Raw genomic sequence first — 12,752 nt, 5'->3', positions numbered from 1 at the left:
GGGCTCAGCACGATGGCGCGCTACGAACAGATCGCGAGTGACTTGCGGGACGCCATCGTCAGGGGGGACTACCGGATAGGCGCTCAGCTTCCCTCCGAGGCTGAGCTGGCCTTACGGTATTCGGCGGCGCGTGGGACCGTCCGCCAGGCCGTCGCCCTGCTCGCCGCCGAGGGGCTGGTCGGGTCCCGGCAGGGCGCGCGGCGCATCGTGCTCGGCAGCGAGCGCAGCCAGAGCTTCGCCGAGTTGCACAGCTTCGCCCAGTGGGCCCGGTCGATGGGCTACCGCGCGAGCGGCACCGTGCTGTCCTCCCAGCGCCGCCCGTGCTCGCCCTACGAGGCCGCGCGGCTGTCGCTGGAGCCGGGGGATGAGGTGCTCGACGTGCTGCGGCTGCGGCGGCTCGACGGCGAACCGGTGCTGGTCGAGCGCACCGTCTACGCCGGCTGGATCGCCCCTGCCGTCGAGCGGCTCGACCCCGACTGCGAGTCGGTGACCCAGGAGCTCTACGAGTCGGTCGGCCTCGTCTTCGCGTACGGCGAGCACCTGATCGACGCGGTGGCGGCAGGCAGCGAGGACGCCCGGCTGCTCGGTGTGCGGCGGGGCAGCCCCCTGCTGCGCCAGCGCCGCGTCACCACCACCCAGGAGGGCCGGCCCGTCGAGTGCTCCGACGACCGCTACCGCGCCGGCAGCGTGACCTTCAGCATCCGCAACTCCACCGCCGCCAACCCCCTCGTCCGCCGCGCCGGCGACTGACCGGGACCGTCAGGGCACCAGGTAGGCGCTGTCGCGGGCGTCGGTGATCGCCATGTGGCCGGGCGCGTGGCCGATGGCGAACGGCGGCCGCGACCGCATCACCGCGGCCTGCGGCGTCACCCCGCAGGCCCAGAAGACCGGCAGCTCGCCGTCGCGCACCTCGACCGGGTCGCCGAAGTCGGGCTTGGCGAGGTCGGCGATGCCCAGCGCGGCGGGGTCGCCGACGTGCACCGGCGCGCCGTGCACGGCCGGATAGCGCGAGGTGACCCGTACGGCGGCCGGCACAAGCTCGGCGGGGATCGGGCGCATCGACACCACGAGAGGCCCGGAAAGCTCGCCCGCCGGGACGCACGGCCGGTCGGTCAGATACATGGGCACGTTCGTGCCCGCCTCGATGTGGCGGATCGGGACGCCGGCCTCCAGCAACGCGGCCTCGAACGTGAAGCTGCAGCCGATGAGGAAGCCCACCAGGTCGTCGCGCCAGTAGGACGTCACATCGGTGACCTCGGCGACCTGCTCGCCGTCCCGGTAGACGCGGTAGGCGGGCAGATCGGTGCGCAGGTCGCCGTCGAAGATCGACGCGAACGGCTCGCCCGGCTCGGTCACGGCGAGCACCGGGCAGGGGCGCGGGTTGCGCTGCGCGAACACCAGGAAGTCGTACGCCCTGTCCCTCGGCAGCGCGATCAGGTTGGCCTGCGCCCACCCCGCGGCCCAGCCGGAGGTGGGCGTGACCAGCCCTCCCCGGAACAGCTCCCGCGCCTCGCGAGGGGTCAGACGTGCGGGGTCGAGTCCCATCAGAGCCTCCTGTGGTCGACAAGTCGTCGGTCTCCGGCCACCCGGAAACGGATGCGCTGCCCGGGGCGGGCCTGTGCCGCCCGGTCGACGTGGTGGTCGCGCACCACCGCGATGACGGGATATCCGCCGGTCACCGGGTGATCCGCGAGGAAGAGCGTCGGCTGTCCCGACGGCGGCACCTGCAGCGCGCCGGGGACCATGCCCTCGCTCGGCAGTTCCCCGTCGCGAGCGCGTTCGAGGCGCGGCCCGCGCAGCCGCATGCCGACCCGGTCGCTGTGCGGGGTGACCTCGTACGGCTCGGCGCACAGGGCCGCCAGCGCCCCGGGCGTGAACCAGTCGTGGCGTGGTCCCGGTATCACGTCCAGCATGAGGACGCCGGACTCCGGCTCCGGCACCGGGGCGAGATCGGCCGCGGGAAACTCCGCCGGCGCCGGCCCGACCGGGAGCACCGATCCGGGCGCCGGACGCTCCGGGCCGAGCCCCGAGAGCAGGTCGGTGGCCCGCGACCCCAGCACCTCGGGGACGTCGATTCCGCCGCGGACCGCCAGATAGGTCCGCAGCCCCCGGGGCGGCACGCCGAGCCGCAGTGTCGCCCCGTCGGGCAGGCTCTCGACCGACGCGTGCCCGATGCCGCGCGTGCGTCCCTCGGCGTCGGTGACGGTGGCCGGACAGGGCGCGCCGGTGAGCGTCACGAGCAGGTCGCCGGTGGCGCGCACCTTCAGCCCGCCCAGGGTGACCTCCAGGCAGGCGGCGTTCTCGGGATTGGCCAGCAGGCGGTTGGCCAGCCGCAGCGCGCCCCGGTCGGCGGCGCCGGAACGCCCGACGCCGAGATGGCTGTGCCGGCGCCGCCCGAGGTCCTGCACCGTGGTGAGGGGACCGGTGGCCAGCACCACCAGCGCCCGCCGAAGCCCGCGCACAGTCGTCCCGCTCACAATGCCTCGCTCACGGCCGCCTTGCTCACGACGCCTCCGCGAAGCGCACCCGGACCCCCGGGCGCAGCAGGGCGGGCGGGTCGGCCGCGATGTCCCACACGACGGTCTCGGTACGCCCGATGAGCTGCCAGCCGCCCGGCGACTCGCGCGGGTAGACCCCGCTGAACTCCCCGGCGAGCCCCACGGCGCCGGTGGGCACGCGCACGCGCGACTCCGGCCGCCGCGGTACGGCGAGCCGGGGGTCGCCGCCGATCAGATATCCGAAGCCGGGGGCGAACCCGCAGAAGGCGACCGTCCACGGTGTCCCGGTGTGCGCCGCCACGACCTCGCGTTCGGTGAGCCCGGTCAGCCGGGCCACGTCGGCGAGGTCGTCGCCGTCGTACACGACCGGGATCACCACCTCCTCGGTCGTCGTGCGGCGGCCACCGGCCGGCCGTACGGCCAGGACGGCGGACTCCACCTCGGCGTGGCGCGCCGGCGGCTCGAACCGGACGAGCAGCGTCCGGGCCGCGGGGACGATGTCGACGATTCCCCGCGGGGGGTCGGCCGCGAGGGCGTCGTAGAGGGCGACCACCTCCTCGAGGCGGTCGAGTTCGACCAGGACCGCGTGCTCGCCGCAGCGGTGCAGCCGTGCGTTCACGGCTTCTCGACGAACGGCGCCAGGCCGATGCCGTTCGCCTTGAGCGCGTCACGGACCTCGAGCGCCATGGCGACGGCGCCGGGGCTGTCGCCGTGCACGCAGATCGAGTCCGCCGTGATGGTGAGCGGCGTCCCGTCGACGGCCTCGATCGGCTCGCCCCTGGCCATGCGTACGCTGCGCTCGGCGACCCGGGCGGGGTCGTGCAGGACGGCGCCCGGCACGCCGCGCGGCACCAGCCTGCCCTCCCGGGTGTAGGCGCGGTCGGCGAAGCATTCGGCGATCGTGGTGAGACCTGCCTGGCATGCCTGGCGCAGCCACGCCGAGCCGGGGAGGCCGAGCACGGGCAGGCCGGGGTCGTAGGCCCGCACGGCCGCGACCACCGCGGCGGCCTGCGCCTCGTGGTGCACGATCGCGTTGTAGAGCGCGCCGTGCGGCTTGACGTACCTGACCCTGGTGCCCGCCACCCGCGCGAAGGCGTCCAGGGCGCCGATCTGGTAGATGACGTCGTCGGCGAGTTCGACGGGCGGCACGTCGACGAAGCGCCGCCCGAAGCCCGCCAGGTCGCGATAGCCGACCTGGGCGCCGATCACGACGCCACGCGCGGCCGCGGTCTCGCAGGTGCGCCGCATGATCACCGGATCTCCCGCGTGGAATCCGCAGGCGACGTTGGCGCTCGTGACGATCGACAGCAGCGCGTCGTCGTCGCCGAGCCTCCACTGGCCGAAGCCCTCGCCCAGGTCGGAGTTGAGGTCGATGCACATGGTCTGGTGGGGCACGTCAGCTCCAGAGTGCGCTGATCCCGCTGAGGGAGTTCCAGCCGAGGTAGATGGTCAGGGCCCAGGCGAGCACGCCGACGCCGAGCAGCCAGACAGGGTAGCGGTACCCGCCCATGAGATCACGGCGGCGTGCGGCGACCCAGAGGATCACCGCCAGGCCGACGGGCAGGATGAGGCCGTTGAGCGCTCCGGCGAGGATCAGGAGGTTGGCCGGAGCCTTGCCGAGGAGGAGGAAGACCGCGGTCGAGACCACGATGAAGGCCACCGTGATCCACGATCGGTAGCGGTCCATGCGGGGCGAGAAGCTGGCGAGGAACGACACCGACGTGTACGAGGCGCCGATGACCGAGGTGATGGCCGCGGCCCACAGGACGACTCCGAACAGCCGCAGGCCCAGCTCGCCCGCCGCGCTCCGGAAGATGTCGGCGGCCGGGTTCGCGGAGTCCGCGGCGAGCCGGAATCCTCCGGCCACCACGCCGAGTGCGGCGAGGAAGAGGATCACCCGCATGACTCCGGTGACGAGGATGCCGGTGACCGAACTTCGGGTGATCTGCCCGGCGTTCCGCGGCCCGGTCACGCCCGCGTCGATGAGCCGGTGCGCCCCCGCGTAGGTGATGTACCCCCCGACCGTGCCGCCGATCAGCGTCGTGACGGCGAGGAAGTCGACCGTGTCCGGCAGGACCGTCTGCCGCAGGGCCTCGCCGACCGGCGGGTGGGAGACGATCGCCACGTACAGCGTCAGCGCCACCATCACGACGCCGAGGACGACGACGATCCGGTCCACGGCCACCCCGGCCCGCCTGCTGAGGAAGATGGCGACGGCGATCAGGGCGGACACCGTGCCGCCGATCTTGACGTCGACCCCCGCGAGGGCGTTCAGGCCGAGCGCCGCGCCGCCGACGTTGCCGATGTTGAACACCAGGCCGCCGAAGGCCACGAGGACGGCCAGGAGATATCCCGAACCGGGCAGCACCCGGTTGCCCAGCGTCTGGGCGCGCATCCCGGAGACGCCGATCACCCGCCAGACGTTCAGCTGGACGGCGATGTCGACGAGGATCGAGGCGACGATCACGAACGCGAACGCGGCCCCGAGCCGCGCCGTGAACGTCGTCGTCTGCGTGATGAAGCCGGGGCCGATGGCGCTCGTGGCCATGAGGAACATCGCGCCGAGCAGCGCCGAGCGCCGCTCTCCGCTCGTGATGCCCGCGGATGAAGCCGTCTGGGTGCCGGGGGGTCGGTTCATGCGAGACTCCTTTGCTCACCTCCCCTGGAAGCTAGAGGATTGTTCAACGATTCATCAACCCTCTTGTAGGTTACTTCCACGCTACAACCGCGTGTGATCGCGCGAAATCCGATGGTGATCGCGGAATTCGGCCGACGTGCCGCGGCCTAAGCTGGGAGTGATCGGGCGGTCGAGAAGGGGTCACGGCGATGACGGCTATGGCGGACTGGGCGGCACGGTTGAGCGCGGCCCGGCCGGTGCTCGATCGGGCCAGCGCCGCTGAGCTGGTCGCCGACGTCCTGCGGGAGAACGTCATCGACGGATCCCTGCCCCCGGGCACCCGCCTGTCGGAGGAGACGATCGGGAACCTGCTCGGCGTCTCCCGCAACACGCTCCGAGAGGCGTTCAGGCTGCTGTCGCACGAGAACCTGCTGGTGCACGAGCTGCACCGCGGTGTCTTCGTCCGCAAGCTCGCCGCGGCCGACGTGGCGGACATCTACGCGATGCGCCGCATCCTGGAGACGGCGGGCGTGCGGGCGGCCGGTACGGCCACGCCCGAGGCCGTGGGGGAGGTGCGGCGCCACGTGGAGGAGGGCCAGGCGGCCGCGGAGAGCGGCGACTGGGCGGCCGTCGGCACCGCCAACATGCGGTTCCACCGCGCGATCACCGCGCTGCTCGCCAGCCCCCGCGTGGACGAGACCATGGCGCGCCTGCTCGCCGAGCTGCGGCTGGCCTTCCACGTGATGGGCGAGCTGAGGACCTTCCACGAGCCCTACCTGGAAGACAACGCGCGCATCGCCACGCTGCTGATCGACGGCGACCACGAGCGGGCCGAGCGGGAGCTGCTCGCGTACTTCGACACCGCGCAGGCCCAGCTGCTGGCCGCCTACGCGGAACGCGCGGTCTGAGTCGCCGAGCGCTCCCGGCCCGTCCGCCGCACGTACGGCAGGGCGCGGGTCGGGCCGGGAGCGGGTCGCCGGTCAGCCGGCGAGGGCGGAGGCGGGGGCCGGGGCGGGGGTGCGTTCCCGCAGGGCCGCCTCCGCGATCACCTGCCGGTAGAGGCGCTCGTATCCCTCGGCCATGACCGAGACGTCGAAATGCCGCTCGACATGGGCGCGGCAGGCGCGGGGATCCAGGCCGCCGGCCCGCTCGACCGCGTCCGGCAGCTCGTCCGGCGAGGTGCGCATGAAACCGGTGACGCCGTCCACCACGACCTCGGGGGCCGCCCCGCGGCGCAGGGTGACCACCGGCGTGCCGCACGCCATGGCCTCGATCATCACCAGCCCGAACGGCTCCTCCCACTGGATGGGGAACAGCAGGCAGCGCGCCCGCGACAGCAGGTCGCGCTTGCGGGCGGCGTCGGCCTCGCCCACGTACTCGGCGTCCGCGCCCAGGCGAGGACGGACGAACCGGGAGAAGTACTCGTGCTCGGACGGCTCGGTCAGCTTGCCCGCGAGGAGGATCCGCCGCCCGGCGGCGCGGGCGGCGTCGATGGCCAGGTGGGCGCCCTTGTCCGGGCTGAACCTGCCCAGCCACAGGAGCCAGTCCTCCTTGTCCTCCCGGTAGGGGAAGGCCGAGACGTCCACGGCGTTGTGCACCACCCCGGCCCAGTTCAGGTCGGCCGCCGACCTCCGCTGGGAGCCGGAGATCGCCGCCAGCGAGACGGCGCCGCCCAGCCGGCGGTAGAACTCGCCGAGGTCGCCGTCGATCCTGCCGTGCACGGTCACCAGCGTCGGGGTCGTACGGGAGGCCGCGGTGAGCGGGCCCGCCAGGGAGTGGTCGTGGACGATGTCGACGTCGAGTGAGGCCAGCGTGGCCGCGGCCGCCGCCGCGTGCACCACCTCGGGCAGCGGCTCTCCGATGCGCGACGAGGGGGCCTCCGGATAGGTGGCGACGTAGTCCGCCGGAGTGTCGGCGCGTCCCGCGCCGATCAGCGTCACCGTGTGACCACGGCGCACGAGGGCGGTGGTCAGGTCGGACACCATGGCCTCGATGCCGCCGTACGCCCGGGGCGGCAGTTCGTACCAGGGCGGGGCGACCATGGCGATCCGCAGGCCGCCGGAGCGGAAACGGGCGGGGTGAAGGTCGCTCACTGAACGCATGACGAGTACACCTCCGATGCGCGTCCACGGTCTTCGGCGTAGAGATCACCGCCGCCGCGTACGCGTCGTAGTGCTCGGTCCGAGCGCCCGCGCCGGCGACGTCAATACTGTTAGCACTCTCCTGTCCCGAGTGCCAAACAGGCCCCTCCTGTTCCGGCAGAACCGGATGCCGGACCGCCGCGTCTTATGGTTATGCGGACGCGGATTCTGCGGGTGGCGGCGGCGCTGGCCGCGATGGTCCTGCCGGCGGCGTGCGCGTCGACCACGCCCCGGGATCTCGAGACGTGGAACGAGACCGACGCCGCGGCCGCCTCGGCCGCCGCGCGGGAGCGGCCTTCGCCCTCCTGCCTGACCGGCTCGCCCATGCCGGAGCCGAGCCCTGATCGGGGCGGCGGGTGGCGCGTCGCCTACTACGACTACCGTGACCGCCTCGCGGGCCTCGCCGTGACCCGCGAGGGAACCGTGTGGGCGGCCGGCACCCGCGTGCGGGAGCCGTGCGGGCCGGAGACGAGGTCACCGCTGCTGCTGCGCGGGGACGGCGAGCGGTGGCGCGAGGTCCCGATCCCGCCGATGGAGCCGCGCGCCGTGGCCGCCTCCTCCGACCGCGACGTGTGGCTGTTCGGGGAGGAGGCCGCCGCGCGCTGGAACGGGCGGAGGTGGACCACGGCGCCCGGCCCGGGCCCGGACCTGAAGCAGGTGCACGCGGCGGCACCCGGCGACGTGTGGGCGGTCGTGAACGCCAACTTCCTGGACGGAGCCGGGGGAGCCGAGGAGCCCTGGAGCTCCCGGGCGGATCTGCGGCACTGGGACGGCACGGCCTGGCGCACGGCACGGCCGCCGTTGGTCGCCAAGGACGTGGACGGCCTGCCCGGTGGCGCGGTCTGGGCGGCCGGTTCCAGCCGCGGCCGGGCCGCCCTCGCCCGGTGGAACGGCTGGTCCTGGAGCGCGGTCCCGCTCCCCGCGGTCCCCGCGCTGCACCGCGGCCAGCTCTCCGAGCTCGTGGACCTCGCGGTGGACGAGTCGGGCAGGGTGGCGGCCGTCGGCTGGGTCGCGTGGGTCTGCGGCACCCAGGAGGAGGACGTGACCTACTGCGGCCGCACGCTGTTCCTGCTGCGTGAGAACGGACGGTGGAGTTACAGCCTGCCGGCCGAGCCGGAGCTCGATCCCCACGTGGGGCTGGAGGCCGACGGCCGGGGCGGGTTCTGGCTGTTCTACTCGAAGAACGAGTGGAACACGGCGGTCGGCCACCTGTCGGGCGGCCGGTGGACGTACGGGACGTTTCCGGCGGGCCCGCTCGGGCACACCCGGGTGGCGGCCGTTGCCAGGGAGCCGGGGGCGGCGCGCGTCTGGGCGGCGGTGGCGGACACCACCGAACAAGAGGGGCCGCCCTACCGGGGCGGCGGGATCTGGCTCGGCGAGTGATCCGCCGGCGGGCGCGCTTCCAGGGCTTTCGTTCCCGGGAACGGGCCGCGCCGACTTGCGTTGGATCTCCTGGGAACGTATGTTCGAAGTAGCGGCGATTCTGCCCGAATCATCCGCCCGTCTTCCCCCGGGTGGCCACGAAGCCACAGGGAGAAGGAGTCTTGAGCAGACTTTACGGCGATCCGATCGAGGTGTGGGTCCGGGACGGGCACCCTGCGCAGTTCGTCTGGCGTGACCGGCTCTACACCGTCCGCGAGATCCAGGACCACTGGGTGGTCGCGAGGGAATGGTGGAAGACCTCGGACGCCGATCCCGGCGAGCGGCGCTTCTGGCGGCTGGGCGCCGCGGCCGGCAAGGAGGTCGGGACCTATGAACTGCGCTTCGACACCGCCAGCGGCGGCTGGCTCCTGCTGAGGGCCTGGGACTGATGGGAACGCTCCAGCCACCCACGACGATCGGGGGACGGGCCGCTGGAGGACGGACCGGGGGACGGACGGGGGTGCGCCCGTGACGCACGCCTTCGCCCACCTGCACGTGGCGTCCGCCTTCTCACTGCGGTACGGCACCGCGTTCCCGGCCGCCCTCGTCCGGCGGGCCGCCGAGCACGGCATGGACACGCTGGCGCTGACCGACCGCGACGGCCTCTACGGCGCGATCAAGCACGTCATCGCCTGCCACGAGCGGGGCGTCCGCCCGGTCGTCGGCGTGGACCTCGCCCTCGACAAGGGTTCTTCGTCGGACGACCTGTTCGGGGGCGGCCTGCCGTCCACCCGCCCGCCGCGGGGCCGCCATAGCGGACACGGGGCACGGCCCGGGGGGACGGCGGGGCGAGCCGGCGCGGGGTCGTCGTGCTCGCGCGCACCGGCGGCTGGGCGTCGCTGTGCCGCCTGGTCACGGCCGCCCACCAAGCGGGGGAGCGCGGCGAGCCGTACGTCACGCCGGGGATGGTGGCCGAGCACGCGACCGGCCCGGACGGCGGGCCGCGGCTGACCGTGCTGCTCGGGCCCCGCTCGGGCGTCGGCCGCGCGGTGGCCGAGCGGCGCGACGACCAGGCCAGGGCCCTGCTGGCCGCCTGGCGCGCGGTGGTCCCCGACCTGGTCGTCGAGGTGTCCGACCTGTACGGCTACCGCGACGCGAACACCGCCGCCCGCATGATCGGACTGGCCGACTCGATGGGCGTGCCTGTCGTGCTGACCAACGCGGTCCGCTACCTGGACGCCGCCGACCACCAGGTCGGCAACGTGCTCGACGCGGCGCGCAAGCTGGTGCCCCTCGACGGGCGGCATCTCGACGACCCCACGGCCCACGCGTACCTGAAGGACGGCGCCGAGATGGCGCGGGTGGCCGCGCGGATCTGCGGCGGCGACACCGGCCGGGCGGCGCGGCTGCTGGCCGAGACGCGCCGCGTGGCCGACAGGTGCGTGCTCGACCCCGTCGAGATCGTGCCCCTGCTCGAACCCGAGCGGCCCCGGCTCCACCTGCCTGAGGTCGGCGGAGGACCCGCTGCCCCTGCTGCGGCGCCGCTGCGAGGAGGGACTGGAGCGGCGGGGCCTGGAGCGCTCGGCCGAGGCCCGCGACCGGCTCGCCGCCGAACTCCATGTGATCGAGAAGAAGCGGCTGTCGGGCTACTTCACGTCCGTCGCCGGCATCACGGACATGATCCGGGCGATGGGCGTGCGGTGCGCGATCCGCGGCTCGGGGGCGGGCAGCCTGGTCAACTACCTGATCGGCATCGGCGAGGTGAACCCGCTCGAACACGGCCTGCTGATGGAGCGCTTCCTGTCGGAGGGCCGCAAGGGCCTGCCCGACATCGACATCGACGTGGAGTCGGCCCGCCGCCTCGACTGCTACCGCGCGATCCTCGACCGGTACGGCGAGGACCGGGTGGCCTGCGTGTCGATGATGGAGACCTACCGCGCCCGCAGCGCGATCAGGGACGTCGGCGCCGCCATGGGCCTGCCGCCGCACGAGATCGACGTCATCGCCAAGGCGTTCCCGCAGGTGCGGGCCAGGCAGATCAGGGCCGCGCTGTCCGACCTGCCCGAACTGCGCGACAGCGGGCTGAACGACCGGTCGCTGGAGACGGTGTTCCGTCTGGCGGAGCGACTCGACGGGCTGCCCCGGCACATCGCGCTGCACCCCTGCGGCGTTCTGATCGGCAACTCCACGCTGCGCGACCGCACGCCGGTCGAGCGCAGCCTGCTGGATTTCCCGATGTCGCAGTTCGACAAGGACGACGTCGAGGAGGCGGGCCTGCTCAAGCTCGACGTGCTCGGCGTGCGCATGCAGTCGGCGCTCGCCTACGCGCTCCAGGAGGTCGAGCGGGTCGAGGGACGGCGGATCGACCTGGACGCCGTCCCGCGCGACGACCGGGACACCTACGACATGATCCGCCTCAGCCGCACGATCGGCTGCTTCCAGATCGAGTCGCCGGGGCAGCGCGAACTGGTCGCCAAGATGGAGCCGCGCACGATGCACGACCTGATCGTGGACATCTCGCTGTTCCGCCCGGGACCGGTCAACTCCGATATGGTCACGCCCTACCTGGAGACCAGGCACGGCTTCCGCGAGGCGCGTTACCCGCACGAGTCGCTGCGCGACGTGCTCAGGGAGACCAACGGGGTGGTCGTCTTCCACGAGCAGGTCATGAAGGTCATCGACATCATGACCGGGTCGGGGCTGTCGGAGGCCGACCGGGTCCGCCGCGCCCTCGGGACGCCGGAGGGCCGCGAGGCCGTACGCGCCTGGTTCGTGCCGCTCGCCAGGGAGAACGGCTACGCTCCCGACGTCGTCGAGCGGGCGTGGAAGGTGCTCGACGCGTTCGGCGGGTTCGGGTTCTGCAAGGCGCACGCGGCGGCGTTCGCGCTGCCCACCTACCAGTCGGCCTGGCTGAAGCGGCACCACACGGCCGCGTTCCTCGCGGGCGTGCTCACCCACGACCCCGGCATGTACCCGAGCCGGGTCATCCTCGACGAGGCCCGCCAGTGCGGGGTGGACGTCCTGCCCCTCGACGTCAACCACTCGGGGAAGACCTGGCTGGTCGAGCGTACGGGTCCGGCGGAGGACGGCCCCGGGGAGCTCGGACGCGGGTACGGCCTGCGGGTGCCGTTCTCGGCCGTCCGGGGGGTGAGCGAGGCCGAGGTGGACCGCATGGTCGCGGGCCGGCCCTACACCTCGCTGGCCGACTTCTGGGAGCGGGCCCGGCCCTCACGGCCGGTCGCGGAGCGGATCGTGGAGGTCGGCGGGTTCGACGCGCTGCACGGCCTGCGGCCGGGGGAGCCGCGCTGGCGGCCCGGACGGCTCACCAGGCGCGACCTGATCGCCCAGGTCGGCGCGCTCGACCGCGGCTCTCCCGTGGGCGCGGCGGGACAGCTCCCGATGGGGTTCACCGATCGGGTCACGCCCGGCGAACTGCCGGAGATGACCGAGGCCGAGGCCGTCGAGGCCGAGCTGGAGATCCTCGGCATGGACGTGAGCCGCCACGTCATGGACTTCTACCGCGACCTGCTCGACGCGCTGGGCGTGACCCGGGCCAGGGACCTGGTCCGGCAGCGCAACGGCGCGGAGATCCTGGTCGCGGGGGTGAAGGTCGCCACCCAGACGCCCGCCGTGCGGTCGGGGCAGCGGGTCATCTTCACCACCCTGGACGACTCCACCGGACCGATCGACCTGACGTTCTTCGAGTCGGTGCAGGCGCACACGGCCGCGACCGTGTTCGGGTCGTGGCTGCTGGCCGCCAGGGGAGTGGTGCGGCGCACCGGGGGCAGGGCGGTCTCGCTGCGCGCCGTCCACTGCTGGAACCTCGCCGATCTCGACCACGTGTGGCGCACCCAGGGGCTCGACGCCGTACGCGCGGTGATCAGCGAGGTGCCCGCGCCCGGCGCCGGGGTGGGCGGACGGGCCATCGAGTACGGCAACGGCTTCCGGGTGTCGCCCTACTCCGACAACGGCGCCCCGCCGGCCGTACGCGAGGGGCGGTTCCTCGGCCATCCGGCCGCGCCCCAGCGGCGGCTCTGGCACGCCAGCTCCGGCAGCTCGGGGCCGCCGCCCGGCCGCTGATCCTCCCCGCCCTGCCGGTGTTGTCTTCCCGGCGCTTCCGGGTGCGGGACGGAC

At 73.5% G+C, this 12,752-nt stretch carries 12 protein-coding genes; 6 read left to right on the top strand and 6 right to left on the bottom strand.

The window, feature by feature from the left end:
- The first annotated feature begins 12 nt into the window (after window positions 1-12).
- Window positions 13-750 carry a GntR family transcriptional regulator gene (locus tag B1L11_RS12810; RefSeq protein ID WP_079314674.1) on the top strand — a complete coding sequence of 246 codons (738 nt, stop codon included), beginning with the start codon at window positions 13-15 and terminating at the stop codon, window positions 748-750.
- 9 nt (window positions 751-759) lie between these two features.
- Here B1L11_RS12810 and B1L11_RS12805 read toward each other — a convergent pair whose 3' ends face one another.
- From B1L11_RS12805 to B1L11_RS12785, 5 genes are read right to left on the bottom strand one after another with little or no spacing between them, the layout of a single operon-like run.
- Window positions 760-1,545 carry a putative hydro-lyase gene (locus B1L11_RS12805; protein ID WP_079314673.1) on the bottom strand — a complete coding sequence of 262 codons (786 nt, stop codon included), beginning with the start codon at window positions 1,543-1,545 and terminating at the stop codon, window positions 760-762.
- Window positions 1,545-2,477, bottom strand: coding sequence for a biotin-dependent carboxyltransferase family protein (locus B1L11_RS12800; RefSeq protein WP_256862487.1), 933 nt, complete (start codon window positions 2,475-2,477; stop codon window positions 1,545-1,547). Before B1L11_RS12800 ends, B1L11_RS12805 begins: the two co-directional genes overlap by 1 nt.
- 25 nt (window positions 2,478-2,502) lie before the next feature.
- Window positions 2,503-3,117, bottom strand: coding sequence for an allophanate hydrolase subunit 1 (locus B1L11_RS12795; protein WP_079314671.1), 615 nt, complete (start codon window positions 3,115-3,117; stop codon window positions 2,503-2,505).
- On the bottom strand, window positions 3,114-3,878 hold the full coding sequence (locus tag B1L11_RS12790) for a LamB/YcsF family protein (protein ID WP_079314727.1): 765 nt from the start codon (window positions 3,876-3,878) through the stop codon (window positions 3,114-3,116). Before B1L11_RS12790 ends, B1L11_RS12795 begins: the two co-directional genes overlap by 4 nt.
- Before the next feature lie 16 nt (window positions 3,879-3,894).
- Complete coding sequence (locus B1L11_RS12785; protein ID WP_079314670.1) at window positions 3,895-5,136, bottom strand: NRAMP family divalent metal transporter; 1,242 nt, start codon at window positions 5,134-5,136, stop codon at window positions 3,895-3,897.
- A gap of 188 nt (window positions 5,137-5,324) precedes the next feature.
- Here B1L11_RS12785 and B1L11_RS12780 point away from each other — a divergent pair, with 188 nt between their 5' ends.
- Window positions 5,325-6,023, top strand: a complete 699-nt coding sequence (locus B1L11_RS12780; protein ID WP_079314669.1) for a GntR family transcriptional regulator — start codon at window positions 5,325-5,327, stop codon at window positions 6,021-6,023.
- Between the two features lie 72 nt (window positions 6,024-6,095).
- On the opposite strand, the gene B1L11_RS12775 is transcribed toward B1L11_RS12780, so the two are convergent.
- Window positions 6,096-7,217 carry a glycosyltransferase family 4 protein gene (locus B1L11_RS12775; protein WP_079314668.1) on the bottom strand — a complete coding sequence of 374 codons (1,122 nt, stop codon included), beginning with the start codon at window positions 7,215-7,217 and terminating at the stop codon, window positions 6,096-6,098.
- Window positions 7,218-7,409: 192 nt separating this feature from the next.
- Between B1L11_RS12775 and B1L11_RS12770 the strand changes: the two genes are divergently transcribed.
- The 4 genes from B1L11_RS12770 to dnaE all read left to right on the top strand — a co-directional run bounded on the left by B1L11_RS12770 (window position 7,410) and on the right by dnaE (window position 12,698).
- Window positions 7,410-8,639: a hypothetical protein gene (locus tag B1L11_RS12770; protein ID WP_079314667.1), complete on the top strand. Its 1,230-nt coding sequence runs from the start codon at window positions 7,410-7,412 to the stop codon at window positions 8,637-8,639.
- Between the two features lie 161 nt (window positions 8,640-8,800).
- The gene (locus B1L11_RS12765; RefSeq protein ID WP_079314666.1) at window positions 8,801-9,067 is read left to right on the top strand and encodes a DUF6504 family protein; all 267 of its coding nucleotides are present in this window, start codon (window positions 8,801-8,803) and stop codon (window positions 9,065-9,067) included.
- 79 nt (window positions 9,068-9,146) lie between these two features.
- Complete coding sequence (locus B1L11_RS50575; RefSeq protein ID WP_256862486.1) at window positions 9,147-9,629, top strand: PHP domain-containing protein; 483 nt, start codon at window positions 9,147-9,149, stop codon at window positions 9,627-9,629.
- 492 nt (window positions 9,630-10,121) lie between these two features.
- Window positions 10,122-12,698, top strand: a complete 2,577-nt coding sequence (dnaE, locus tag B1L11_RS12760; protein WP_306291647.1) for a DNA polymerase III subunit alpha — start codon at window positions 10,122-10,124, stop codon at window positions 12,696-12,698.
- Window positions 12,699-12,752: the final 54 nt, after the last annotated feature.

This window comes from Microbispora sp. GKU 823, from assembly GCF_002027145.1.
GTDB lineage: Bacteria > Actinomycetota > Actinomycetes > Streptosporangiales > Streptosporangiaceae > Microbispora > Microbispora siamensis.
This window is presented reverse-complemented; position numbering and strand designations above follow the sequence as displayed.

What these genes read in the sequence shown, in the direction of transcription:
- B1L11_RS12785 (WP_079314670.1), bottom strand. Translation starts at nt 5,136, where the DNA reads ATGAACCGACCCCCCGGCACCCAGACGGCTTCATCCGCGGGCATCACG.
- B1L11_RS12780 (WP_079314669.1), top strand. Translation starts at nt 5,325, where the DNA reads ATGACGGCTATGGCGGACTGGGCGGCACGGTTGAGCGCGGCCCGGCCG.
- B1L11_RS12790 (WP_079314727.1), bottom strand. Translation starts at nt 3,878, where the DNA reads ATGTGCATCGACCTCAACTCCGACCTGGGCGAGGGCTTCGGCCAGTGG.
- B1L11_RS12770 (WP_079314667.1), top strand. Translation starts at nt 7,410, where the DNA reads ATGCGGACGCGGATTCTGCGGGTGGCGGCGGCGCTGGCCGCGATGGTC.
- B1L11_RS12810 (WP_079314674.1), top strand. Translation starts at nt 13, where the DNA reads ATGGCGCGCTACGAACAGATCGCGAGTGACTTGCGGGACGCCATCGTC.
- B1L11_RS12805 (WP_079314673.1), bottom strand. Translation starts at nt 1,545, where the DNA reads ATGGGACTCGACCCCGCACGTCTGACCCCTCGCGAGGCGCGGGAGCTG.
- B1L11_RS12775 (WP_079314668.1), bottom strand. Translation starts at nt 7,217, where the DNA reads ATGCGTTCAGTGAGCGACCTTCACCCCGCCCGTTTCCGCTCCGGCGGC.